The sequence below is a fragment of the Anaerostipes sp. MSJ-23 genome (genome assembly GCF_018918155.1).
GTDB lineage: Bacteria > Bacillota > Clostridia > Lachnospirales > Lachnospiraceae > Anaerostipes.
Genome location: NZ_JAHLPY010000002.1, coordinates 285,761 through 311,750, shown reverse-complemented (window position 1 = coordinate 311,750; position 25,990 = coordinate 285,761). Strand labels below are relative to the sequence as shown.

Below are 25,990 nucleotides of genomic sequence, written 5' to 3'. Positions count from 1 at the left end.
TGTTATAATAGTCCAATTATACCGAACTTTCAGAAAATTTGCAAATACTTTCTCATTTATAGAAAAATAATGTCGATTCTCCATTTTATTCTTTTATTTCATTCTCCACATCAGCAGCAATTGGCATTCCTTCTTGTGCTCCAAGTTTTTCTACAGATAATCCTGCTGCTGTATTTGCATATTTTAATGCCTTTTTCATACAATCTCCATATGCAATTCTTACTGCAAAAGCTCCATTCAATGTATCTCCAGCACCTGTTGTATCAACAACGCTTGACTTTCTTGCCGGAACTGTCAGAACTTCTCCTGTTTTCAGACAAGTACAAACCCCTTTTTCTCCCTGTGTAATGAACAATTTTTCAGGGTATTTTCTCAATAACTCTTCTGTCGAAAATTTATCTCCAAAAATCAATTTGGCTTCATGTTCATTCGGTGTTAAATAGGTTACTTTTTCTACAATTTCCATCGGTATCTTTGCTGCTGGAGCTGGATTTAATGTTACCGGAATCTTATGTTCACTGCAAAATTCTACAACATAATGCACAGTATCTAATGGAATTTCGTGCTGGAGCACAACCATATCATAATTCTTCAGTATTTCTTTGATTTCATCTACATAGTTTTTATCAACTCTTTCGTTAGCACCTGAAACGATAACAATCGTATTATCATGATCACCAATTGTAATGACTGCCAGCCCTGTATGGACATCATCTAATACTTTGATATGATCCGTAACAATTCCATTCTTTTTTAAATTTTTCAGCATTCTTTCTCCACTAGCATCGTTTCCAACACAGCCAAACATTTCTACCTGTGCTCCAAGTCTTACCATTGCTACTGCCTGATTTGCTCCCTTCCCTCCAGGATGATATGTTACACGATCACCATACACAGTCTCTCCTTTTGTCGGGATTCGCTCCGCAATTACAGACATATCCTCATTGATACTTCCAATCACCGCAATCTTTTTTTGTTTTGACATAAATTTCTCCTTTACTCATCTTATCTTCATATTATAAAACAGAAAAACCGGCATAAGCAATAAAAACTGCTCTGCCGGTTTTCCGTTTTACTATAAATATATGTTTATAAAGAGATAAGAGTTTTGATCATCAGATGACCAAAGCCATCTGTTAACCTTCCATTGTTTCAATTCACAGTCGGTAATTTTACGGAGCCTGACATGCCAGACTCATACCGACTATGCTCGGCCTCGTATCAGCGAGGAATATCAATTTCTCCCCGCCCACCGTTGCTGTTAAGTTGCTTTCACAATTTCTTCCCCTGCCTTCGTTTCACTTAGCGGTAGAGGATTCCTTGCCTTTCTAAAATACTTATATCTTTCATATATAATATTTTAAAAAAGTGGATGGTTTTTATAAAAAAGCTTACTTAATTGAAATATATTTTTTTTCTTCTTTCGGCTTTACTTCCTCTTTTGGTACGAGAAACTTCAATGTACCATTTTCAAATTTTGCTTTAATATCTTCTTGCTTTACACTTTCTCCTACATAAAAAGTTCTGCTACAAGAACCGCTATAACGCTCTTTTCGAATATATTTTCCTTCTTTATCTTTCTCATCATTTTTCGAATTTGCTGTCGCACTAACCGTTAGATATCTATCTTTTAATTCTGCCTTAACATCTTCTTTTTTTACACCAGGCAGATTCATTGTAACTTCATATCCATGATCGGTATCTTTCACATCTGTTTTCATCAATTCTGCTCCACTATAATCATATCCTTTAAATGGATCCTCAAAAAAGCTATCCTATACATTTTCTCCAAAAACACTAGGCATTAACATAAGTCATATCTCCTTTCAAAAGACTTTTTATAGAAGCACTCCTGAATGATTGGATTCTCAAGTGTTGTTTACCAAAACTCCAGATTAGGAATCCCTCTTTCGATCCTCCTCCTTCGTTCTATATGTACTATAACACCTATTATTAGCACTATCAAGTGTTGAGTGCTAATTTTTTTATCTTATTCTTCTATTTTCTTTTTTATAATTTGTTTTAGTAGCCAAATTGCTGTTGCAATTGAAATTCCTTCTGCAATCACAAAGATAATTCATAAATTATAATTGACTCAAAAAAACATATTTAAAAATAACAAAGCGTGCAATCTCTGTGGATATTCCACAATCGATCACACGCTTTATTATAATAGTTTTTTATCTTCGTAAACATTTTATTGATTTTTACGCTTTTCTGCTATCTCTAAAAATGGAAGAATCACATCATAGACTTTTTGCACGCCATCTTCATTTAAGATTTCATGTCGGCGGTTTCGGAAGAGTACTCCTCGTACATGATTATATCCACATTTTCTTAGCTTCTTCATAGCATTCGCATATTGTTTTTTTGATCCAATGCACGGATCATCTGCGCCTGCAATAAATAAAATTGGAAGAGATGGATGCTTTACCTGCCATCCTTTGGATGAATAAGTATTTTTCATCAACAAAGACAAATTTAAAAATCCATTGTTGCTAAAAGTAAATCCATCCAATGGATTTTCATCATATTTTCTTACGTTTTCTTTATTATAACTAATCCATGCATTGGGAGATTCTTCCTGTGTAAGAATTTTTTGATAAGTACCAAATGCCATTTTTTCAAATAATTTTCCAGGATTTTTTTCTCCACTCCTGCATGCCTGTTTTGCTAACTTTGTAATTAGCGGAACTAATGGATGATCGCTCGGACTTCCACAAACAATCAGAGAATCTATCTCCTGATCATATTTTTTCAGATAGCACCGCACAACGAGCGATCCCATGCTGTGGCCAAACAAATGATAAGGAATACCTGGATATCTCTTTTTTGCCCACTTTGTTAATTGATGAACATCCTCTAAAATTGCATTTCCCGTATCATCATAAAAATATCCAAGGTCCCCTTCTTTTTGAATACTTTTTCCATGTCCCCTATGATCATGAATGATCGCAACATATCCATGATCGCATAACATCTTCATAAAACCTTCATACCGTTCTTTATGTTCTGCCATTCCATGACAAATCTGTACAACTCCCTTGGGCTCTTCTTCTGGTTCCATAAGCAGAACATGAATTTTTAATGAGTCTGCCTGTGATGTAAAATAAAACGTTTTTTTCATTATGAACGCCTCCTGTCATTAGTACCATTGTTACAGACTTTCCACAGAAATTCAAGGCATATTTTTGTTTACTGCCTATAGAAAATAGCCTATACTATAATACATAAAACAATAATCGAAAGGAAACGGATATTTATGAAAAAAAAGAAAATACAAAGGATATCTTTGGGATTTCTTCTACTGCTTATATTCCCTTTAAGCGCATGTAGTAAAAAACGTACTGCTCGAGAGGTGCTTTCCTCCAGTATTGCAAAATCCTCAAAAACAAGCGATTGTGATATGGAAGGAAATATGAAATATAAAGTAACATCCAAAGACTCTTCCGAAAACATGAATTTTATTATGGCTTTTCAATCAAAAATTTCAAATGCTTCCAAAAAATCTATGAAAATGGAAATGGATTCGAAAATATCTGTTTTTAATCAACTAATCCAGATGAATGCCCATTATACAGATGGGTATTACTATCTTAATACAGATAATAAACAAAAGCAGAAAATAAAAATGAATCTCAAACAGTTAAAAGAACAATTAAAAAATACGACTGGACAGACACAACTTTCCATCAACAATTATACAAATCTCAAACTCTCGCAAAAAGATGGTCGACAGATTCTCTCTTATGACCTTACAAAAAAAGGAAGAGAAGAGTACATTGGGATCTTTATGTCTCAGCTCGGCTCACTGACTGGAAATACTTCAAATCAAAATCCTTCGAATACCGTCAAGATTACTTCTTTTTCGGGAACAAAAATTTTAAATGAAAACGATCTTCCAGTCAGAGAAACACTAAAGCTGGTTATGGAAAGTAAGAATGGACAACCTGGAAAGATCTCAATTTCCATGGACACTGTTTATAAAAATCCAGGAAAACGTGTAAAAGTCACATTACCATCTGATCTTTCTTCTTATCAAGAAGTTTCTGCTTCACAAAATAAATAATGAAAGAAAAACAAGTGTACGAAACAGCGCTTATGCACGGTTTACATACACTTGTTTTTTTCTTTTATTTGATATGAGCAGATTTACTTTTTCTTTATATTCTTCATCATCCGACAGGCGGACAAGGCTTGTAAGCAGATAACAACTCAAATGATGAGGGATGCTTTTGTGGCTTACGAGATCAATCACATGTTTTGCCGTATTGTAATTCATAATATGCGTATGTCCTTCTTTAAATTCCTTGTTTGTATTATGTACAATAAAGCCATCTCCCACACGAAATACAATAAATCCCTTTTTTGAGTAAATCTGATTCATACACAACGCTCCTTTTCTGATTCATTTATGCGCTACGATTCTTTGCTGATTTCATCTTAGCATTGCATGTTTCTGTCTTCAACAAAGTTTTAGAGAAACTTTTGTTAAATCTATATCATAATATATTCAGTTTGTCCTCGGTTTATTCTAAAAAATCAGTTTTTTATTCAAAAAAAGAGCCATAAAATGATCTGCTCCCTGTCGAATAGACAGAAAGCAGATCAAAAAACAACTCTTTTTATTTTTATTCTCGTTCATTCATTGGTACGTAGGCTTTCATCTTTGACACCGCTTTGTATGCCGGACGAATAATACGATTTCCGTTAACAAGCTCTTCCATACGGTGAGCTGACCATCCTGCAATACGTGCAATTGCAAATAATGGTGTATATAATTCATGTGGAAGTCCTAACATGCTATAAATAAATCCGCTATAGAAGTCAATATTGGCACTGACACCCTTATAAATCTTGCGCTCCTGTGCAATTACTTCCTTTGCGAGACGCTCTACCGTTGCATAAAGATGATACTCATCTTCTCTTCCTTTTTCTTCAGAAAGCTGTTTTACAAATCTTGAAAGGATTTTAGAACGTGGATCAGAAATAGAATATACTGCATGTCCCATTCCATAAATCAATCCTGCTTTGTCAAAAGCTTCTTTATGTAATAATTTCAACAGATATTCACGAATCTCATCTTCACTTTCCCAGTTTTTCACATGTTCTTTAAGATCTGCAAACATTTGTACAACCTTGATGTTTGCACCACCATGTTTTGGTCCCTTCAAAGAACAAAGCGCTGCAGCAATTGCTGAATATGTATCTGTTCCTGAAGATGATACTACATGAGTCGTAAAAGTTGAGTTATTTCCTCCTCCATGCTCTGCGTGAAGAACAAGTGCCATATCAAGCAGTTTTGCTTCCAGTTTTGTATATTGACTGTCTGGTCTTAATAAATGAAGAATATTCTCTGCTGTAGAAAGTTCTTCTTTTGGTGGGTGAATAAACAAACTGCGTCCCAGCTGATAATGATTATATGCCTGATAACTATATACGGATAAAACTGGGAATAAAGCAATCAACTGAATCGACTGTCTTAATACATTTGGGAGCGAAATATCACTCGCATGATCATCATATGAGAACAAGGTCAGTACGCTTCGTGCCAATGTATTCATCATATCACGGCTTGGAGCTTTCATAATGATATCTCGCACAAAGTTTGTTGGAAGTTGACGGTATTCGGCAAGCATTCCTTTAAATTCTGTAAGTTGTTCTTTTGTTGGAAGATTTCCAAACAATAACAAATAAGTCGTTTCTTCAAATCCAAAACGATCTTCTGAAATAAATCCCTGTACAATATCCTCAATATCAATTCCTCGATAATAAAGTTTTCCTTCGCATGGAACAATTTCACGGTCAATCATTGTGTAAGACTGAATCATAGAAATATCGGTAAGTCCAGCGAGAACTCCCTCTCCATTTCTCTTTCGAAGTCCTCGTTTTACATCATACTTTGAAAACAATTCTTCATCAATCTTATGATCGCATTTCTTTGCTAACTCTTTGATTTCCGGTGTTACTTCGGAAAACTTATTTGGCATATCCTTAATCATACTGACTCCTTTCTATTCCTCATCTGCATTTATTCGCCGTTAAATATCACGATATTTTCCAAGAAATTCTTTGGTTCGTTCATTTGTTGAACGGAATACCGCATCCGGCGTATCATCCTCAATGATAACTCCTTTGTCCATAAAAATAATTCGATCCGATATTTCTTTTGCAAAAGCCATCTCATGAGTAACAATAACCATTGTCATATGCAAATCTGTCAATGACTTGATAACCTTTAATACTTCTCCTGTTAATTCAGGATCCAAAGCCGATGTCGGCTCATCAAAAAATAAAATCTTTGGCTCCAATGCCAACGCTCGTGCAATAGATACTCTCTGAGATTGCCCTCCCGATAATTCACATGGATAAGCATCTGCTTTTGCCTCCAGCCCAAGCTTTCGCAAAAGATCCATTGCTTTTTTCTTTGCTTCTTCCTTTGGCACTCCTGCCACGCAGACAGGTGCTTCCATTACATTTCTTAATACACTGTAGTGAGGAAACAGATTAAAGTTCTGGAATACAAATCCTGTTTCCATTAAAATCTGTTTCTGTATATCTTTTGAAGCATAGACAGGAACATTTCCCTCCGTCTTTACAAGCGTCTTTCCGTTAATTTCAATCTCTCCTGCCGTGATTGTCTCTAGCTGATTCATACAACGAAGCAATGTTGATTTTCCAGAACCAGAAGAACCAATAATTGAAATAATTTCCCCATCATTAATTTGGAAGGAAATATCTTTCAATACCGTGAGATTTCCAAACTTTTTCTGTAAGTTTGATACCGATAATATACTCATTTCCTTTCCTCCTAACGATAATAATCCATACGTTTCTCAATAACTGCAAATACTTTAGATACAATTGCATTCATAATCAGATAAAAGATACCTGCAACAACAAGATAAATCATTCCACGGCTTCTTGCCATCTGATTGGTAGCAACAACATAGATTTCCATAACTCCAATAACATGTGCAAGGGATGTATCTTTTACAAGTGTCATACATTCACTTCCAAGAGATGGTGTGATAATCTTAATAACCTGAGGAAGAATAATCTTAAAAAATGTCTGAGTTCTACTAAATCCCAGAACTTTTGCTGCTTCATACTGTCCTTTTGGTACCGCCTGAATACCACTTCGATAAATTTCTGCAAAATACGCTGCATAATTCAACGTAAAGCTGATGACAGCTGCTGTCATACGGTCTAGACTTAACCCTGATAGATAATAAAGCCCAAAATAAAAACCATATAACTGTAAGATTAGAGGCGTTCCCCTCATAATCAACAGGAAGAAACGAACCGGCATCTGAATGATCCAGAATCGAGACATTCTTCCCTTGGCAATGATCATACCTAAAATCAACCCAAAAATCAAGGTCAGGAAGAAAAGGGTTAAGGTCTGTTTTAATCCGTTTTCTGCCAGTAAAAGTACGATCTGTGGAAAATTTTGTACTTGATCCATAATGTAACTTATCTCCTAAATTTCTTTTTATTTTTTCATAAAATCTTATGATTTTATAGAAACGAAGAAGGGGCTTTCCGAATAAAAGCCCCTTCTTTTATCGCCTTTGTTATTTAATCGTTGTAATATCTTCCTGGAACCATTTTTTACTGATTTTTGCAAGTGTTCCATCTTTAGCCATAGCCTTTAATTGTTTTACAACTTCATTGCAAAGAGCTTTGTCATCTTTTCTAAAACCGATTACATAGTTTTCTGTTGCAAGATCTGATGACAGTACTTTATATTTTCCTGTATCTTTGGCTGTATAATATTTTGCTACAACCTCGTCCATAACTGCCGCCTGTAATCCATTGCCAAGGTCATTTAAGATTTGAACATTATCACTCATTAATGTGACATTGGCATCTTTCAGCTGTTTTGCTTGATCAACCGCATCTGCTGCTGTTGACCCTTTCTGAACTCCAAGGCTTTGTTTTTTTACATCTGCTAAACTTTTAATTTTGCTGTTTGCAGGAACAACAAGCACCTGATGGTTTTCCATATATGGTTCCGAACAAAGCATTTGTTTTGCACGATCTTTGTTATAAGTTAACCCATTCCAAATACAGTCAATATTTCCTGTGTCAAGTTCCTGTTCTTTGGAATCCCAATTGATTGGCTGTAATTTCAGCTTGATACCCATTCTCTTTGTTACTTCTTTTGCAAGATCGATATCAAAACCGACAATTTTCTGATTTTTATCTGTAAATCCCATTGGTGGGAAAGAAGCATCCAATCCAAGAATTAATTCTTTCTTATCTTTCACCTTTGTGAGGGAATCATCTTTCTTGCTTGAAGACTTTTTACTGCCACATCCGACAAGTAATGAAGCTGCCAGAGCAACCGTTAATAGCCCAACGATAATCTTTTTCATTTTTCATTCCTCCATTGCAATTCTTTCAACACATTAGCGTACTAAAATGCTGCTTTTTATGATAGCAAACTTTCTTTTCCTTGTCAAATTTTTTAACTATCTGTTCTATTGCTATTTTTGTAAAAGTTTACAGAAAAAATTGCCTTTTATGTTATATTGTGTTAGAATCTAATTTGTTGCATTTATGACATTTTTATTTCATAATTATTACAAAAACATTAGAAAGGATCTTTTATTATGAAAATTCGAGTACTAAAGGCAGGAACCTCTGTTCTTTTTATGACTCTTCTTATGACAACAACCGTATCAGCAGCATCTCTTTCCATTTCTTATGATGGGAAAGACTATAACTATTCTGAAAGCCAGCTTGCTTTTAATTACAAAGGAAAAAACATTTCTCTTGGGAAAACTCCTGGTATCCAGATAAATCATACAAACATGCTTCCTTATTATATAAGCATTGTTAAAAATGGTCCAAAAGTAAAACGAAACTACAATAGCAAAACTGGACAGCTAGATCTCACTTATGGTAAAAAGAAAATTACCTTCTATACTGGTAAAACTTACGCCTATACAAACGGAACCAAACGAACCCTTACTGCTGCACCTCGCACTGTAAAATATAAAACTGCAAATAAAAGCTATATTGTCATTCCAGCAAAATTTACTGCACAATATCTTGGTATTTCCTATCAATATGATAGCAGCAAAAAAATGATTTGCTATGCAAAACCAACTTCTGCATCTCCAATCAGCAATCCTTCCAAGGTTACTACATATCGTATGAATATGACAAGAGCTGCCTATATAAAAAAACAAAAGGAAGTTTATAACAGTTATGCTGGAAAAACAATTTCCAGTTCTACTTATGATTCCTATATAAATCCATCTTCAGATCAAACAGGAAATTTTGCGTTCCTTACTCTGGACACTTACCGCGATGTGAATGCTGCAAATTACAAAAATACTCTGGAAAATATGATTTCCGGACGATCCACAAGCGTATTTAAAGGAAAAAGCGATGCTTTTATCACCGCTGCAAAAACATATAATATTGACCCATTATATTTTCTGTGCCAGACAGTTCATGAATCCGGTTACGGAACAAGCACACTTGCAAAAGGAATTAAATCATCCTCTCTTGCTGATGTAAATGTAAAAAAATATGATTCCAGAAGTTTAAATGGAAAAATTGTTACCGGAGCTTCTGTAGTTAAAGATTCTTCTGGAGAAATTACAGGATTCCGCTTTTTACCTGCTTCGAAAAGAAGTTCTTCTAAAAGTTATGTAAAAACAGCCAGCGGTTATCTGGAAATAAAAACATTATCTGCTTCCGAACAAAAAAAGACATGTTATAACCTGTATGGAATCAAAGCAGTTGATGCTGCCCCTCAACTTTGCGGATTTACTTATGCGTACAATGAAGGCTGGACAAGCGTTGACAAAGCTATTGCCGGAGCTGCAAAATATATTTCTAAATGGTATGTACATAATAGCACATATCAGCAAAATACATTGTATCGTTTCCGTTATAATCAAAATGTATCCAACATCTGGCATCAATATGCAACAGATCCTGCTTATGCAAAAGGTATCGGAAGTTTGATGAATAAGTACAAAAATGTTTACGCAAATGGCGTTTCGATGACTTACAATAAACCTGTTTATCAATAATTTTGAAAATTAAAAAACTGCTGCCATACAAAATAACTCGTATGACAGCAGTTTTTATATATCTTGCTTTGGGAATTCAATCGTAATTTTTGTTCCTTTTCCTAATTCACTCTCAACTTCCATCTTTGCATTATGGTATTTTGCTCCATGTTTTACGATTGATAAGCCAAGACCTGAACCTTCTTTCTGATTAGAATGACTTTTATCTACGCGATAAAAGCGTTCAAAAATCCGATCAAGATCTTCTTTTGGAATACCAATCCCAGTATCTTCCACAACAACAATCGGGCAATCATTCATAGAGGCGATTGTCACAACAACTTCTCCATCTTTTTTATTGTATTTGATTGCATTTTCACACATGTTAAAAAACATTTCATATAAAATCCGATATACACCATAAACCATGGTGTGAACCCCTCTTATATGAACTGAAATATTATCTTCTTCCGCCTTTTTTCTAAGATCTGCTTTAATCTGAAAGACAAGATCATACAAATCTATATCTTTCTTTTCAAGCTCTACCTGATTTTCATCAAGGCGAGATAATTTAATAATATCCTCAATCATTGCAATTAAACGTCTTGCTTCTGCATAAATAGTTCCAGAAAACCGCTTCATATCTTCCGGTTTTACAAGTCCGTCTTTCATCAGCTCTGCATAACCTGAAATCGTCGTCAATGGCGTTTTCAATTCATGAGAAACATTGGCAGAAAATTCTTTTCTCATATTCTCTGCTTCTTTGATCTCTTCAATTTGTTTTTCAATATCTACATTCTGCTGTTCGATTCTGTTTAACAAAGGCTTCAACTCACTATATGTCTCGTTTCTCTTAGGATGAACTAAATCTATCTTATTAATTGGTTCCACAATACGGCCGGTTAAAATTCCAGAGAGTATAACTGCCAGAATCAAAACCACGCCCATCATCAAAAACAAAATCGGAAGGATACTTTCGATCTGTCTCACAATCGTCTGCGTTTCTCTGCTTAGCCGAAGAACAGTTCCATCACGAAGTTTTATCGCATAATAATATGTCTGTTTATTCAGCGTTTTTGATACTCTCGTATCTTCTCCACTTCCGCTTTTCATGGCTTCTTTGACTTCTTTTCGATTTCTATGATTAGTCATTTCATTTTCCTGACCTGAGCTATCATAAATGACTTTTCCATTTGAATCAACCCATGTAATTCTGCTAACAGTCAGGTTTTTATAAGCATCTAAATCTTGTTTGTCATGAAGATTTAAAGAAGTTGCCATATATGCTGCTTCATCTTTGATCCCTGTTTTAATTTGGTCCATATAACGGTAATACATAATGAAAGACAACAAAATAGTCGTCATCATCACAGCAACAAAGGCGATATAGACCATATTGCTGAAAATCTTACGTTTCATTCATTGCCTCCAATGCGATATCCAATTCCACGAACTGTTTCAATAAGACTACCGCACTCCCCAAGCTTCTGACGAAGGGAACGGATATGGACATCGACGGTCCTTGTCTCCCCATCAAAATCATATCCCCATATATTCGTAAGAAGCTGATCTCTGTTTAATACATTGCCTTTACTCTCTACAAGTAAACAAAGCAGCTTAAATTCCTTATTGGTTAATGTTACTTTTTCTCCATTTGCTTTTACCTTGTGTTTATTTGGATAAATATGCAAATCTCCTACGACCAATTCATCTTTCGAATCCTTCTTTGAACGGCGCAGAACCGCTTTGACTCTGGATACAAGTTCCATCATTCCAAATGGTTTTGTAATATAGTCGTCGGCTCCGCTGTCTAAACCAAGTACCTTGTCATACTCCGTTCCTCTGGCCGTCATCATAATAATCGGAAGTTCTTTTGTTGCTGATTTTGCCCGCAGTTTTCCCAAAATAGAAATCCCATCTTCTCCTGGGAGCATAATATCCAGCAATACCAAATCTGGCATATCTCCATCTTTCATAGCATTTAAAAATTCTGTTCCATCCTCAAAACCACGAGCCTCAAATCCGGTACTTTGTAACGTATAAGTTACAAGTTCTCTGATATTCGGATCATCTTCTACAACAAAAATCACAAGCTTCCTCCTTTATATTCACCGGTAATGGCAAACTCAACCCATTCGGCAATATTGCTCGCATGATCTCCAATACGTTCAAAGTATTTTGCAATCAAGACGATAGCAACGTATTCTTCTCCTTTCTCAGGATCTTCATGAATAAGAGCAATCGACTCTTTCTTCACCTGTTTGAACAGTTCATCTACCAGATCATCTTGGTCAATAACCTCACGGGCCAATCCAAGATTCTGTTTGATAAATGATCTTATACTTCTGCTGACCATATCAATGGTAGCTTTTTCCATCTTATCAAGATGGGTATTTTCCTTCAGATTAAGTACAGCTGCATCTTTTTTGATAATTCCTGTAATATCACAGGCCTGATCCCCGATTCTTTCCATATCGGATACCATCTTAAGAGCTGCAGAAATTACTCTTAAATCTGTTGCCACTGGCTGTTGCTGCATAAGAAGTTTTAGACAGATACGTTCAATATCTCTTTCTTTCTGATTGATTTCTTCTTCCATCCCCTGAATATCAGCCATCAGTTCTTTATCCCTTGTTGCAACGATTTTGGATGCTGCTGTAATCATTTCCTCACAGAGCGATCCCATTTCAATCATTTCCTGATTCAAACGTAAAAGCTGTTTTTCAAATCGATTTCTCATAATATCAACCAAACCTTCCTGTAATATAATCTTCTGTTCGTTTGTCCTGAGGCATTGAGAAGATCTCATCAGATTTTCCACACTCTACCATCTCTCCTAATAAGAAGAATGCTGTTTTGTCAGAAATTCTGACTGCCTGCTGCATGTTATGAGTTACCATAATGATTGTATACTTCGATTTTAATTCTACCGCAAGATCTTCAATTTTGGAAGTAGAAATTGGATCTAGTGCAGATGTTGGCTCATCCATCAGTAAAACTTCTGGTTCTACGGCAAGCGCCCTAGCAATACAAAGACGCTGCTGCTGACCTCCCGATAATCCAAGGGCACTCTTCTTTAGACGATCTTTTAATTCATCCCAGATTGCTGCATTTTTCAATGATTTTTCTACAATCTCATCCAATTTTGCTTTGCTGCGAATTCCATGAGTTCTTGGTCCATATGCAATGTTATCATAAACACTCATTGGAAATGGATTTGGCTTCTGAAATACCATACCAACTCTTTTACGAAGTACATTAACATCCATATCCCCATAAATATCTTCTCCATCTAGAGTAACTTTTCCAGTAATCTTACATCCTTCTACAAGATCGTTCATACGATTGAGAGATTTCAGTAATGTAGATTTTCCACATCCAGAAGGTCCGATAAAAGCTGTAATCTGTTTTTCTGGCAAATCCAGATTAATATTTTTTAATGCTTTAAATTTTCCATAATATAAGTCAAGATTTTCGACTTTGATTTTTGTTTCCATGCCTCTATTTACCCTTTCGTAATTCGTTTTGCAATAAATGATGAAACTGCATTGATGATTAAGACAATGATCAGCAATACAACGGCTGTTGCATATGCCTGATCAATATGAAATCCTTCATTAGAAAGAACATACATATGAAGTGCCAGTGTGCGTCCAGATCCCATAATATTTTTTGGAATTTGTGCTACCGTTCCAGCTGTATACATCAATGCTGCAGTTTCTCCTACAATACGTCCAATTCCAAGAATAACACCGGAAAGAATTCCAGGTACTGCTGACGGAAGTACAATGCGGAAAACAGTTCTTAATTTTCCTGCTCCAAGTCCAAAACTTCCTTCACGGAAAGAATCCGGTACTGATTTTAATGCTTCTTCCGTTGTTCTCATAATTAAAGGAAGAATCATAATTGCCATCGTAGCTGCTCCTGAAAGAATGGACAATCCCAGTTTTAATGTATTTACGAAAAATAACATACCAAACAGTCCATATACGATGGAAGGAATTCCAGACAAAGTTTCTGCTGTCAAACGAACAACTTCAACTAACTTGTTTCCTCTTTTTGCGTATTCCACAAGATAGATTGCTGCGAAAATTCCAAGTGGCACTGCAAATAATAAAGATAATCCTGTCATCATTAAAGTATTAATAACTGCCGGGAACAAGGAAACATTTTCACTTGTATATTCCAATGCAAATAATCCTTTATTTAAATATGGGACACCATGTACTAAAATATATCCAATTAAAAAGAAAAGAACTGCTACCGTTAATATAATCGCTACATTTACAAGAAGCCATAAAATAAAGGATAATGGCGTTCTCTTATAAGATTTCATCCTTTGTTTCCAGGTAATCTTATTGATCCCCTGAATATTTTCCACTGATTCCATATCTTTTACTGCCTCCATATTAATACTCCTCCTTATGTTTTAGTGCTGCAAAACAAAGGTTGATCAACAGAATAAACACAAACAATACAACAGCCGTTGCAATCAATGCTTCTCTGTGAAGGTCAGTTGCATAACCCATTTCCAATACAATGTTAGATGTCAGTGTACGTACTCCAGAGAAAAGACTATCTGGAACAACTGCCTGGTTACCTGCTACCATAACAACCGCCATTGTCTCTCCGATTGCACGTCCAATACCAAGAACAACACCCGCAAGAATTCCTGATTTTGCTGCTGGAAGTACTGCGAAAAATACACTTCGTTCATGGCTTGCACCAAGTCCTAAAGATCCTTCATAATAACTATCCGGCACTGCACGAATTGCACTTTCTGATACTCCAATAATTGTTGGCAGGATCATAATTCCAAGCAAAATAGATGCAGTGAATACACTATTACCATTTCCAAACATATCTCGAAACATCGGTACTAATACGACCATTCCAAAGAATCCATATACAACAGATGGAATTCCTGCCAGAAGTTCTACTGCTGGTTTTAATACTTTATAAACTTTATCATTACAAAACTTTGCCATATAAATTGCTGCCAGAATTCCAATTGGAACACCTACGATAATGGCTCCTGCTGTGACATATAAACTTCCCACAATCATTGGGAAAATGCCAAAGATTCCACTCTTTGGCATCCAGGTCTGACCAGCGACAAATTTCGCAAATCCAATCTTCCCAATGGTAGGAATTCCGTTTCCGAATAAGAAAGCACAAATCAGGATAACTGCCAGGATCGATACACATGCTGCAAGCAAAAATATAACATCCATAATTTTTTCCAAAGATTTCTTCATCGTTTACTCATTCCCCACACTATTCTTCTTATTTAAGATCTGACCATTTTGTAGTTTCACCAGTGTAAATAGATTTTACCTGATCACTTGTCAGATCGCTTACTTTATTGTCTTTATTTACGATAACTGCGATACCATCTTTTGCAATAACTGTAGCTTTTACACCTTTCTTTGCTTCACTATCTGCAAGATCACGAGAAGCCATTCCAATATCGCAAGTACCTTCTGTTGCATTTGTAACACCTGTTGTAGAATCACTCTGCTGTACTTCTACATTGACATTTTTGTTCACTTTTGCATAAGCTTCTTTGATTTTTTCCATAACTGGTGTTACAGAAGAAGAACCACCAACGACAACTTTACCTTTTGCTCCATTTGATTTGAAAGCAGGAGCTTTTTTATCTATTTTAATATATCCATTGTCTTCTACTACTTTCTGTCCTTCTGCACTCATAATAAAGTTTTCAAAATCCTGAGCCTGTTTTGTTAATTTATCTTTTGTTACGATATTAAATGGACGTACAATCTTATAAGAACCATTTTCTACTGTTTTTACGCTTGGTTCTGCGCCATCAATTTTAACTGCTTTTACAGTGTCATTTAAAGATCCTAAAGATATGTATCCAATTGCTGCTTTATTCTCTGCAATGGTTGTCATCATAACAGATGTAGAGTTTGTAATCTGTGCTGCTGTCGTTGTCTTATCTACTTTATTTCCGTCTTTATCTTTTTCTTCTACTCCAAACAGTTCAATAAAGGCCCCTCTTGTACCAGAACCATCTTCTCTGGATACTGCTGTGATTTTATCATCAGATGATGAACTACTATTTTTACTGCTTCCTCCGCCACATCCTGTCAGTAAACTAGATGCTGCGACTGTAGCTAACATTAAAGTTAAAATCTTCTTTCTCATTTCTTGTTCTCTCCTTTTGGTTCGTTTCATTTACAAGATTTATCTTACCGTTAGCATGTAAAATCCAAAAGGATAATTATGTAAAGTTTTCGTTAAATGTAAAGTGCTTTTTTACTCTAATGTAAAATTTATAACATTTTTTCCCAATTACAAAAAAAGAAAAAACAGCGTTTTTATAGTAATTTACACCTAACTTTTTACGCTGTTTCTTCTATTATATATATGCTTTTTCTTCTACTAATTAACGATTCTTCCATCACAAATCGTATATTTGACTTTCCCTTTTAATTTCCATCCAGTAAATGGAGAATTACTTGCCTTGGACTTATATTGTTTTACTTTCCATTCCTCTTCTGGATCAAACAAAACAAGATCTGCTGGTTTTCCTTCCTGCAATCTTCCCTGTGGAAGATGATATAATTTTGCGGGATTCACTGTCATCTTTTCTAAAAGCTGCATCATCGTTAAATATCCATTACCTACAAGTTCTGTCACACCAAGTCCTAAAGATGTCTCAAGTCCAGTAATTCCGCTCGGTGCCTCAGAAAGCGGCTTTTCTTTTTCTTCTTTTGAATGAGGTGCATGATCTGTTGCAATAATTTCAATTGTTCCTTCTTGAAGTCCTTTAATAATTCTCTGTCGATCTTCTTCCGTTCGAAGTGGAGGATTCATTCTTGCCAATGTTCCATATTTTAAAACTGCCTCTTCTGTTAATGTAAAATGGTGTGGAGAAGCTTCTGCAACAACATGTGCTCCTTTTTCTTTAGCTTCTTTCACATAATCTACCGCTTGTCCGGAACTGATATGCTGAATATCGATGGTTGCTCCTGTTTCAAGTGCTAATTGACAATCCCTTTTTACCATTACCGCTTCTGCGAGATAAGAAGCTCCGCCATAGTTTAATTGTTGTGATACCTTTCCTTGATTTACACCTGGCTGTTTAATATAAGCTGGATCCTCCTCATGAAGACTAATTGGAACATTTAGTTCTCTTGCTTTTTCCATTGCCTTTTTCACAAGATCTGCATCCATCAATGGAATTCCATCATCCGTAAAACCACGAACTCCAGCCTGATATAGAGCATCCATATCCGTTAACTGTTTCCCTTCAAATCCCTTAGAGACTGCTGCTGCCTGTAATACTTTGATCGGAAGTTTTTTACATCTGCCTTCAATTTCTTTATAAATTTCAACAGTATCTACAACTGGTTTTGTATTTGCCATACATACAACGGTTGTAAATCCACCGGCTGCGGCTGCAGCTGCACCAGTTGTTAAATCTTCCTTATAAGTAAAACCAGGATCTCTGAAATGTACATGTACATCGATTAAACCAGGTGCTGCGATTAACCCACTTCCATCAATGATCCGATCAAAGCAATCATCCTTTTGCACCTTTCCAATACTTTTTATCTTATTTCCATCTAACACAATATCCGTCACTTGATCAAATCCGCTTTCCGGATCCATCACTCTTGCTTGTTTAATTAAAATCATCATTGCACCTCCTTGTTTTTTAGATTATATCAACAAAAAAAGAAGCATGCAAATTTTCTGAAAAAGAAGGTTCTTTTTGAACTTTATAGATAGCAAATTAAAACAAGAGGACTGTTAAAAACTTCCCTAAAGAGAAGAACGCTAGAACCGGCATTCGCCGGAACTGGCGTTCTTTGATTAGGAACTTATTTTACAATCCCTTTTTATAATCATTTTAATTCTAACTGATACGTCTTTTTATGTGTTTTTTTCTGTTCATACATCATCGCATCTGCTTGCTTGATGATATCCATTACCTCAATATTTCTGCGTTCCTTGGGAACTTCAATAATACCTCAGCTAAAACTTTTCGGATATCCTTTTGTTATATCTGCATGAAATATTGTCTGTATTTATTCTATTTTGTCCATTGCCGTTGTCACTGGGCATGCACATAGTACAATACAGAACTCATCCCCTCCAATACGCGTAAAAATATCATGCTCACGAATATGTTTTTTCACTATCTTTACAAAATATCTAATATACCAGTCTCCTTCAGCATGTCCATATTTGTCATTGATATATTTCAAATGATCCAGATCACAGTAGCATATAATTAGATCTTCATCTGTTTTCAGCAATTTTTCCATCTTATCTATAAAGAAATGTCTGTTTCCGATCTGCGTCAGTTCATCTTGATTTGCTTCTACTTCCAGTTCCTGATTATAACGATTCAACATCTTTGCATAAGCTTTTTCTTTTTCTGCTTCCTGTTTTAAACGGGTTTCTCTTTCTTCCAGCTGTTTTGTCATTGTGTTAAATGCATCAGAAAATTCCCCTAAATAAGATACGGTCTGGGAATAGTCTCCTTTTGCAACTTGCTTTGCCTGCCAGGTCAAATGTTTCAGGTTCGCATGAATATTTTTGAGATTTTCACATAACAGATTATCTTTTTCTGGGACTTTTACTAAAAGATTCCCTTTAGATATTGCCGCGGAATATTCTTTCATTTCTGTAATTTCCTTCTCCAGAAACTGTAATCCTAGTCCTAGTTTCTGAAATGGTTCATCCAGACTTTCGATATCCAATTGTTTTATCTTCGGATCATATAAAATACTTCTGAGGTATTCAAACAGTAATTCACTATTTTTGTCTACCATACATTGAACCTCTATTGATCATTTTCCTCTATTTCTGCATTAAATCTACATACTCTGTCTCCCGTTGCCCAACAATCAATTTCAACTGCTGTATAATTTTTTCCTGAATAGCAAGATAGAATTCCAGAGATAAATCCTTCATCATAGTTGCATACAGTTTCCCCTAATACTGGTAATCCTGAGCAATCTGCATCTTCCGCTACTGTTAGCACGATTTTTCCATTCTCTTCATCAATCTCTTCAATTCGAAGCACGCCAATCTTTAATTCCTGAAGCTTTGCCTGTAGTTCACTAACGAACTGATCTAATGGCTGATCCATATTTAACATTTTTTTCGCAAAATATTCTCCCGCTCTACGTCCTGCTTTTCGGAATAGATCTACCTGTACCTCTTTTCCAAATTACTGTATTAATTCTTCTTTAATAGAATATTCCAATAAACGATAAACTAATACTGGAAGTTCTTCTCCTAGATTCTCTCTGCTTTCCTCATTATATTGTAAATATTCCTCAAATTGAATCGGCTTCTTATCTGCCAAAAAAATGTTATCTATTATGTCTTATCCCTGACTTCCTTTTATATTTACCCCTCTGTTTTTGCATGATTTTAGTATAACATTTTTGTTTTATGTCTTCAATTAATTCCATTTTGTCTTGTAACGTTTTTCTTATCTTAATCTTACTTATTTATTATAATCATATCTGTTAAATCTATTCAAAAAAAGAAAAAGCAGATATTTTCATATCTACTTTTTCTACATTACACCCAAAGTTCAAAAAGAACCAAACACATACTTCTTATTTTGTGTTATTTTACTTGGTCTTTCACAGTTTCTGCGACAGTTTCCAAATCATTTTGTGTTAACTTCTGCTGAGATTTTACAATAACAATATAATTTTTACCACTTTTTGATGTGATACCACCAAATGCATTATATGCCATCTCATCATTGACTTCTTTCATCATCGGTGTAAAATCTGTATATTTTGTCTCAATGGTATCTCCAATCTCGTATTTATATCCCTTCTCTTCCATAGACATCACTTCATTTGAGATCGTCTCGTCCACATCCTCCTCCATAATTTCCTGAGAAGTTCCTTCACATTTCTGAATCGTTACATTCATTCCATTTACCTGAAAACTGTGATCGGATGCCTTTGTACTAATTCGTTGTTTTAATGCAAATCCTCCTGCTACTGATAAACATAATCCTACAGCTACCAAAAATTTTTTATTAAATACCACTTTTCTCATGACCATATCCTCCATTTTGCTTCAATGGTATTAGTATAACCGATGAGAGAAAAAAATCACTATCATTTTCCTTACATTTTTCTTAAATTATTTTTTTAAATATTTACGAATGTATTGAAAAACATTTCTTTTTTCTTCCGATTTCTTTTTCTGGTTTCTCCTAGCCGCATTCAGAAAATAAATCTGCGAATTAATCGGTGTCTCTCCTTCTTTCCATTTAGAAACATAAGTTCCATCCGAAAGCAATTTCATGGACTGAATATTATCTGCGCGTAACACCTTCATTATTTTTTTCAAACGCTGCTTTAATACTGGATCATAAACTGGACATGCAACCTCCACACGACGTTTTGTATTTCTTGTCATCATATCAGCTGAAGAAATAAAAATTTCCATCTCTTCATCTACACCAAAAGCATAGATCCTAGAATGTTCTAGGAATCTTCCAACAATACTCTCTACCTGAATATTTTCTGTCTTTCCAGAAATTCCTGGGCGAATACAGCAAATACCACGGACTAGCAGGAAAATGGGAACTCCCGCACAAGATGCCTCCGAAAGAGCATCAATGATCTGTCGATCTGTCAGAGAATTCATCTTCATAAAAATACCACAAGGTTGAAAGCTTTCTGCTTTCATTCGTTCTCTATAAATATGTTTTAAGATTCCTTCTTTTAAAGTTGATGGCGAAACGAGAAGGTGTTGATAAGTTCCCTCCAAATTAAAAACAGCCACATTGTTGAAGAATCGTGTAGCATCCTGCCCAATTTCTTTGGATGCTGTCATAAGACTTAAATCTGTATAGATTTTTGATGTACTCTCATTATAATTTCCTGTTCCGATTTGTGTAATATAATAAATTCCTTTATTATTTTTCTTTGTAATTAGACAAACCTTTGAATGTACTTTATAGTCTTCTATTCCATACATCACTTTACATCCAGCCTGTTCCAAAATTTCTGAATAATTAATATTATTTTCTTCATCAAATCTCGCACGAAGTTCCATTAAGACAACAACTTCTTTTCCATTTTCAGCTGCTTCACAAAGATATTTTACAATTTTTGCCTGTTTTGCCAAACGATAAATCGTAATCTTTATAGAAATCGTTTCTTTATCATGCGCGCTTTCCCTCAAAAGCTGTACAAAAGGATCAATGGATTCAAATGGGAAAAACAGAAGTTTATCTCTCTGTAAAATCTGTTTTGTGATAGACTGTCCAGGAATCAGATCACGGTTCAGGGCAGGCCGGAATGGACGATCACATCCTTTTTTTCTTTGTGAATCCGGAACCTTATCAACCAGCGAATAAACATATTTTAAATCCAGCGGTGTACTGCTTTTAAAAACATCATTTTTTGAAATATCTAATTTCTCCATTAAATATTTTTCAATCCATGCATTCCCTTTTTTGTAAAATTCCAATCGAATTGGTTTGAGTCGACTACGCATCCTTATAATCTGACGCATATGTTCCCGATAATCACTTGTATTTTCATAAATTTCATCGTCCGGATTAATATCTGCACTTCTTGTTACACAAAGGATTGTTTTTGCCTCGATCGTATAATTTTCAAAAAGTATATCGCAAAATTCTGCAATCACATCTTCCAGCAAAATAAAACGAAGGCTATGATTATCTTTCATAAAGATCATACGGTCTAAATCTTTTGGCACAGCAATCAATCCAAAAGCTTCTTTTTCCTTTTTCTTTAAAAGCAAGCCAACATGTAAAATTTTATTTTGAATATGCGGAAAAGGATGTTGTTTTCCAATGACAATTGGAGAAAGTACCGGTAAAATCATTACTTCAAAATAGTTCTTTAAATATTTCTTTTCATCTTTTGTGAGATCTGCAAAAGTACACTGCTCAATTCCTATCTTTTTTAATTGCGTTGAAACATTTTCAAAAATCCGATCTTTCATACGATACATAGGTCTCACATGTTCTGATATCTGGATGAGTTGTTCATCCGGTGTCAGATTTGACCGAATATCATGATGATTATCATGAATCAGACTCATTTCATGAATACTTCCAACCCTAACCATAAAAAATTCATCCAGATTATTCGTAAAAATTTCAAGAAATTTTAATCGTTCAAAAATCGGAACGGTTGATTTTCCTGCTTCCGCAAGAACCCTTTCATTAAATTTCAGCCAAGACAACTCCCTATCCTGTGTATAAGAATAATCATAATGTTTTGCCATATTATTCCTCCATCACTCTTTTCTTTAAAAATCCTTCGCGGATTCCGACATCACTGACAAAAATTTCTTCGCTTCCACAAAAATCCATTAACTTTCCAACAATTAAAATTCCTGGAACAATGGTGTGGAGACGATCTGGTTTTCTTTTTAGCATCTGTCTTATAAATTCTTTTTCACTCTCTTCCATCATATGAAGAAGCTCTATCAAATCTTCCCTGAAAAATTTGTTTTCTCTTTTATTTGTCCCAATGAGATCCTGTATCAACATATGTGCTGCTCGAACGGATCCTCCGATTCCAATCATCGTCTTTCTCTGTTGAATTTCTCCATAATTTTGAAGCTGTTCATCGATGACTTTCTGCATCTCCTTGCGTTCTTCCAATGTTGGCAAAATTCCATGCACATATTGACGATAAAGACTAAGAGATCCGATTGGAAGTGATTTATTGCCAAGCACTTTTCCATTGCGAAATCCTACCAGTTCACTACTTCCTCCTCCGACATCAATCAGAATTCCTTTCTCCAGATGCATTTCCTGTGAGACTGCATAATAATCAAGATATCCTTCCTCTTCTCCGGAAATCAATTCAATACAAATTCCCGTTTCTTTTTTTACTTTTTTCAGTACTTCTTTTGAATTATCAATATTACGCAGAGATGCCGTTGCAAAATAATACATCTTCTTAATCTGAAATGCCTGTGCTGTTTTTTTAAAACTATTCAATGTCTTGATAAGTTTTTTCACCCCTTGGCTACTTAGCTGTCCGTCTGTTACATATCCTGCTAAACCTGTCATTTTTTTCTTTGAAATTAACTTCTTATAACGTCCCTTTCCAATATCATATAAAACAAGTCTCATCGTATTTGATCCAATATCTACAATTCCGGTCTGCATATCCGCACTCCTTTTGTTTAGATAAAAATACCCCGGAACAATGTCCGGGGTTATGATGTTATTTAGTAAGCAAATTTTTCTTCAAAGTATGCCTTCAAATCTTCGATTTTTACACGTTCCTGTTCCATAGTATCACGATCACGAACAGTCACTGCCCCATCTTCTAAAGAATCAAAGTCAAAAGTAACACAATATGGTGTACCAATTTCATCCTGTCTACGATAACGTTTTCCGATATTTCCTCTTTCATCGAATTCACAGTTGTACTGTTTTGTTAGCTGTTCATAAACCTTCATAGCACCTTCACTTAATTTCTTTGATAATGGAAGAACTCCAATTTTTACAGGAGCAATCGCAGGATGGAAATGAAGGACAGTTCTTGTATCCCCACCTTCCAGCTCTTCTTCATCATAAGCAGCACATAGGAATGCAAGTGTTACACGGTCTGCTCCTAAAGATGGTTCAATAACATAAGGAAGATATCTTTCCTTCTTTTCATCATCAAAATATGTCAAATCCTCACCAGATGTATTCTGATGTTGTTTTAAATCATAATCTGTTCGGTCTGCAATTCCCCATAATTCACCCCATCCGAATGGGAATAAGAATTCAATATCAGAAGTTGCTTTTGAATAATGAGATAATTCTTCTTTTTCATGATCACGAACTCTCATGTGGTCATCTTTGATTCCCAATGTCTTCAGCCAATTTACACAATAATTTCTCCAATATTCAAACCATTCAAGATCTGTATCTGGCTCACAGAAGAATTCCAGTTCCATCTGTTCAAATTCACGTGTACGGAATGTAAAGTTTCCAGGTGTAATTTCATTACGGAAAGATTTTCCGATCTGTCCGATTCCAAATGGAATTTTCTTTCTAGATGTTCTTTGTACATTTTTGAAGTTTACAAAGATTCCCTGTGCAGTTTCCGGACGAAGATATACTGTACTTTTTGCATCTTCTGTAACTCCCTGAAATGTCTTAAACATCAGGTTAAATTCGCGGATTTCTGTGAAATTTTTCTTACCGCAAGATGGACAACATACATCATTATCTTTGATGAAATTTTCCATCTGTTCTTTTGACCATCCATCAACAGATCCTTCCAGTTCCATACCATGATCCTGCATATAATCTTCAATCAATTTATCTGCGCGAAAACGCTCATGACATTCTTTACAATCCATCAGTGGATCTGAAAAACTTCCAAGATGTCCAGAAGCTACCCATGTCTGTGGATTCATTAAAATCGCACAGTCTACACCAACATTATATGGACTTTCCTGAATAAATTTTTTCCACCATGCACGTTTTACATTGTTTTTTAATTCCACACCCAGATTTCCATAGTCCCATGTATTTGCTAATCCTCCATAGATTTCGGAACCGCTGTATACGAATCCACGAACCTTAGCTAAGTTAACGATTTTCTCCATTGTTAATTTCATAAATGCTTTACCTCTTCGTTCTTTTTGTTTATTATGTTTCATTGTATCTTGTAATGAATATTTTTTCAAGGTATATTTCAGTTTCTAATATTTTAAAGTATCATAATTATACTAATTGAATATTACTTTTTTGTTTCCTTTATATTATAATGCTAATATCAACCATTAGGAGATATGAAGAAAGGGAAATGAACCATGTATCAAATTGATTACACCAATGTTGGTAAACGAATGAAAACTCTGCGTAAACAGGCAGGCTACACACAGGAACAGATTGCTGATGCTCTCGACGTAACCGTTGCATTCATCAGTAACATTGAAAATGATCGTGTTAAGATGAACCTTCGTGTTTTATCTTACTACGCAAAACTCCTGAATGTATCTATTGATTATCTGCTTCGTCCAGAATCTGACGAAAACGGCGAAAAAGATAACGTGTTAAACAAAGAAATTCTTCGTCTTTTAGAGAAATTCTCTACTGACGATAAAGAAAAATTTGTAAAAGTACTGCGTATTTTATGTAAATAATATTTTTCATTTCAAAAAAATTATAAAAGCTCCAAGCTGTTGTCTGCTCCTTTTTAACAACAGCTTCGGAGCTTTCTTTTTACTCAATAAATACAAGCGATTGAAATATGTGCTCAATATGCACTTCAAGAAATGCCTTTATTATTTTTTGAAGTTCTCCAAGGACTTCATTACTTACACGAAAAGTATATAACCTCTCAATCGGTGTGCACAGGATATATTGAAGTGTGTAAAGCGTTGATGGTCCCACCGGAAGCAGATTCTTTTGACAAGAAGTGCATACAACGCCGCCTTCTTGTGGTGAAAATCCAGTTAAGTTTTCTTTTTTTTGACAACGAACACACTGAAATACTTCCATGCCAAGTCCATAAAGCGCCATAATCTTTACTTCATAAACACAACGGATCAGTGCCGGATCAATGGTATTCTTTTCCAGTGCCCTTAAACTTTGATAAAGAAGTTTGAGAATCTCAAATTCATCACTATTTTCTCTTGTCAAGTAAGAGGCAAACTCACAAAAATAACTGGCATAGTAAATCAGATCCAAATCTCTCTTTAATTCTTCAAAATAATGATCCACTTTCGCCCACATTACATTAAAAGAATTTTTTCCCTCATAAAGAGAAAATGTCCCAAATGTAAATGGCTGGCATGCAGCTGCATAAGAACTTGTTGCTTTTTTAGCCCCACGGGCAAAAGCGGAGATTCTTCCCCGCTCTTTTGTGAGTAATACAATCCTTTTATCATATTCTCCAATATTACCGGCCTGTAAAACAAGACCAGTGACCTTGATTTCCTGGCTCATA

Annotated in this window: 26 protein-coding genes and 1 pseudogene; 3 read left to right on the top strand and 24 right to left on the bottom strand. The window is 35.2% G+C overall.

Annotated elements, in window-relative coordinates; all coding sequences use genetic code 11:
• Positions 1 to 85 precede the first annotated feature (85 nt).
• The 3 genes and pseudogenes from rbsK to KQI71_RS03390 form a co-directional block, all read right to left on the bottom strand.
• Positions 86 to 985 (bottom strand): ribokinase, encoded by a 900-nt coding sequence (gene rbsK, locus KQI71_RS03400; protein ID WP_216434091.1) that lies wholly within the window; start codon positions 983 to 985, stop codon positions 86 to 88.
• A gap of 406 nt (positions 986 to 1,391) precedes the next feature.
• Positions 1,392 to 1,811, bottom strand: a pseudogene (locus tag KQI71_RS03395) (Hsp20/alpha crystallin family protein).
• A gap of 386 nt (positions 1,812 to 2,197) precedes the next feature.
• On the bottom strand, positions 2,198 to 3,127 hold the full coding sequence (locus tag KQI71_RS03390; protein ID WP_216434089.1) for an alpha/beta hydrolase: 930 nt from the start codon (positions 3,125 to 3,127) through the stop codon (positions 2,198 to 2,200).
• Positions 3,128 to 3,418: 291 nt separating this feature from the next.
• On the opposite strand from KQI71_RS03390, the gene KQI71_RS03385 reads away from it, so the two are divergent.
• On the top strand, positions 3,419 to 4,069 hold the full coding sequence (locus tag KQI71_RS03385) for a hypothetical protein (protein ID WP_216434087.1): 651 nt from the start codon (positions 3,419 to 3,421) through the stop codon (positions 4,067 to 4,069).
• 30 nt (positions 4,070 to 4,099) lie between these two features.
• Here KQI71_RS03385 and KQI71_RS03380 read toward each other — a convergent pair whose 3' ends face one another.
• The 5 genes from KQI71_RS03380 to KQI71_RS03360 all read right to left on the bottom strand — a co-directional run bounded on the left by KQI71_RS03380 (position 4,100) and on the right by KQI71_RS03360 (position 8,381).
• Positions 4,100 to 4,387 (bottom strand): hypothetical protein, encoded by a 288-nt coding sequence (locus KQI71_RS03380; protein WP_216434085.1) that lies wholly within the window; start codon positions 4,385 to 4,387, stop codon positions 4,100 to 4,102.
• A gap of 244 nt (positions 4,388 to 4,631) precedes the next feature.
• Positions 4,632 to 6,002, bottom strand: coding sequence for a citrate/2-methylcitrate synthase (locus KQI71_RS03375; RefSeq protein WP_216434083.1), 1,371 nt, complete (start codon positions 6,000 to 6,002; stop codon positions 4,632 to 4,634).
• Between the two features lie 39 nt (positions 6,003 to 6,041).
• On the bottom strand, positions 6,042 to 6,800 hold the full coding sequence (locus tag KQI71_RS03370) for an amino acid ABC transporter ATP-binding protein (protein ID WP_216434081.1): 759 nt from the start codon (positions 6,798 to 6,800) through the stop codon (positions 6,042 to 6,044).
• 11 nt (positions 6,801 to 6,811) lie between these two features.
• A complete protein-coding gene (locus tag KQI71_RS03365) occupies positions 6,812 to 7,468 on the bottom strand; it encodes an amino acid ABC transporter permease (protein WP_216434079.1) in 657 nt (218 codons plus the stop codon).
• A gap of 109 nt (positions 7,469 to 7,577) precedes the next feature.
• Complete coding sequence (locus KQI71_RS03360) at positions 7,578 to 8,381, bottom strand: amino acid ABC transporter substrate-binding protein (RefSeq protein ID WP_216434077.1); 804 nt, start codon at positions 8,379 to 8,381, stop codon at positions 7,578 to 7,580.
• A gap of 237 nt (positions 8,382 to 8,618) precedes the next feature.
• On the opposite strand from KQI71_RS03360, the gene KQI71_RS03355 reads away from it, so the two are divergent.
• Positions 8,619 to 10,055: an N-acetylglucosaminidase gene (locus KQI71_RS03355; protein WP_216434074.1), complete on the top strand. Its 1,437-nt coding sequence runs from the start codon at positions 8,619 to 8,621 to the stop codon at positions 10,053 to 10,055.
• A 54-nt stretch (positions 10,056 to 10,109) separates the two neighbouring features.
• Here the strand turns inward: KQI71_RS03355 and KQI71_RS03350 are convergent, their stop codons facing one another.
• The 15 genes from KQI71_RS03350 to KQI71_RS03285 all read right to left on the bottom strand — a co-directional run bounded on the left by KQI71_RS03350 (position 10,110) and on the right by KQI71_RS03285 (position 24,656).
• Entirely contained in the window at positions 10,110 to 11,453 is a 1,344-nt protein-coding gene (locus tag KQI71_RS03350; protein WP_216434072.1) for a sensor histidine kinase, read from the bottom strand.
• Positions 11,450 to 12,124 carry a winged helix-turn-helix domain-containing protein gene (locus KQI71_RS03345; RefSeq protein ID WP_216434070.1) on the bottom strand — a complete coding sequence of 225 codons (675 nt, stop codon included), beginning with the start codon at positions 12,122 to 12,124 and terminating at the stop codon, positions 11,450 to 11,452. Before KQI71_RS03345 ends, KQI71_RS03350 begins: the two co-directional genes overlap by 4 nt.
• Entirely contained in the window at positions 12,121 to 12,774 is a 654-nt protein-coding gene (gene phoU / locus KQI71_RS03340; RefSeq protein WP_216434068.1) for a phosphate signaling complex protein PhoU, read from the bottom strand. The genes KQI71_RS03345 and phoU overlap by 4 nt, the downstream gene beginning before the upstream one ends.
• Before the next feature lie 4 nt (positions 12,775 to 12,778).
• Positions 12,779 to 13,531, bottom strand: coding sequence for a phosphate ABC transporter ATP-binding protein PstB (gene pstB / locus KQI71_RS03335; protein WP_216434066.1), 753 nt, complete (start codon positions 13,529 to 13,531; stop codon positions 12,779 to 12,781).
• Between the two features lie 8 nt (positions 13,532 to 13,539).
• On the bottom strand, positions 13,540 to 14,442 hold the full coding sequence (gene pstA / locus KQI71_RS03330; protein WP_216434064.1) for a phosphate ABC transporter permease PstA: 903 nt from the start codon (positions 14,440 to 14,442) through the stop codon (positions 13,540 to 13,542).
• A gap of 1 nt (position 14,443) precedes the next feature.
• Entirely contained in the window at positions 14,444 to 15,292 is an 849-nt protein-coding gene (pstC, locus tag KQI71_RS03325; protein ID WP_216434062.1) for a phosphate ABC transporter permease subunit PstC, read from the bottom strand.
• Positions 15,293 to 15,320: 28 nt separating this feature from the next.
• Positions 15,321 to 16,205: a substrate-binding domain-containing protein gene (locus KQI71_RS03320; protein ID WP_216434060.1), complete on the bottom strand. Its 885-nt coding sequence runs from the start codon at positions 16,203 to 16,205 to the stop codon at positions 15,321 to 15,323.
• Between the two features lie 237 nt (positions 16,206 to 16,442).
• Positions 16,443 to 17,702 carry a dihydroorotase gene (locus KQI71_RS03315; protein ID WP_216434193.1) on the bottom strand — a complete coding sequence of 420 codons (1,260 nt, stop codon included), beginning with the start codon at positions 17,700 to 17,702 and terminating at the stop codon, positions 16,443 to 16,445.
• 392 nt (positions 17,703 to 18,094) lie between these two features.
• A complete protein-coding gene (locus KQI71_RS03310) occupies positions 18,095 to 18,844 on the bottom strand; it encodes a sensor domain-containing diguanylate cyclase (RefSeq protein WP_216434058.1) in 750 nt (249 codons plus the stop codon).
• A gap of 11 nt (positions 18,845 to 18,855) precedes the next feature.
• Positions 18,856 to 19,164 (bottom strand): 4-vinyl reductase, encoded by a 309-nt coding sequence (locus KQI71_RS12375; protein ID WP_253287904.1) that lies wholly within the window; start codon positions 19,162 to 19,164, stop codon positions 18,856 to 18,858.
• An 81-nt stretch (positions 19,165 to 19,245) separates the two neighbouring features.
• Positions 19,246 to 19,383: a hypothetical protein gene (locus tag KQI71_RS12370; RefSeq protein ID WP_253287903.1), complete on the bottom strand. Its 138-nt coding sequence runs from the start codon at positions 19,381 to 19,383 to the stop codon at positions 19,246 to 19,248.
• Positions 19,384 to 19,652: 269 nt separating this feature from the next.
• Complete coding sequence (locus KQI71_RS03300; protein WP_216434056.1) at positions 19,653 to 20,099, bottom strand: hypothetical protein; 447 nt, start codon at positions 20,097 to 20,099, stop codon at positions 19,653 to 19,655.
• Positions 20,100 to 20,186: 87 nt separating this feature from the next.
• Positions 20,187 to 22,310 carry a polyphosphate kinase 1 gene (gene ppk1 / locus KQI71_RS03295; RefSeq protein WP_216434054.1) on the bottom strand — a complete coding sequence of 708 codons (2,124 nt, stop codon included), beginning with the start codon at positions 22,308 to 22,310 and terminating at the stop codon, positions 20,187 to 20,189.
• Position 22,311: 1 nt separating this feature from the next.
• A complete protein-coding gene (locus KQI71_RS03290) occupies positions 22,312 to 23,205 on the bottom strand; it encodes a Ppx/GppA phosphatase family protein (RefSeq protein WP_216434052.1) in 894 nt (297 codons plus the stop codon).
• 62 nt (positions 23,206 to 23,267) lie between these two features.
• Entirely contained in the window at positions 23,268 to 24,656 is a 1,389-nt protein-coding gene (locus KQI71_RS03285; RefSeq protein WP_216434050.1) for a glycine--tRNA ligase, read from the bottom strand.
• A gap of 195 nt (positions 24,657 to 24,851) precedes the next feature.
• Between KQI71_RS03285 and KQI71_RS03280 the strand changes: the two genes are divergently transcribed.
• On the top strand, positions 24,852 to 25,184 hold the full coding sequence (locus KQI71_RS03280) for a helix-turn-helix domain-containing protein (protein WP_216434048.1): 333 nt from the start codon (positions 24,852 to 24,854) through the stop codon (positions 25,182 to 25,184).
• A gap of 79 nt (positions 25,185 to 25,263) precedes the next feature.
• Here KQI71_RS03280 and recO read toward each other — a convergent pair whose 3' ends face one another.
• Complete coding sequence (gene recO, locus KQI71_RS03275; protein WP_216434046.1) at positions 25,264 to 25,989, bottom strand: DNA repair protein RecO; 726 nt, start codon at positions 25,987 to 25,989, stop codon at positions 25,264 to 25,266.
• Position 25,990: the final 1 nt, after the last annotated feature.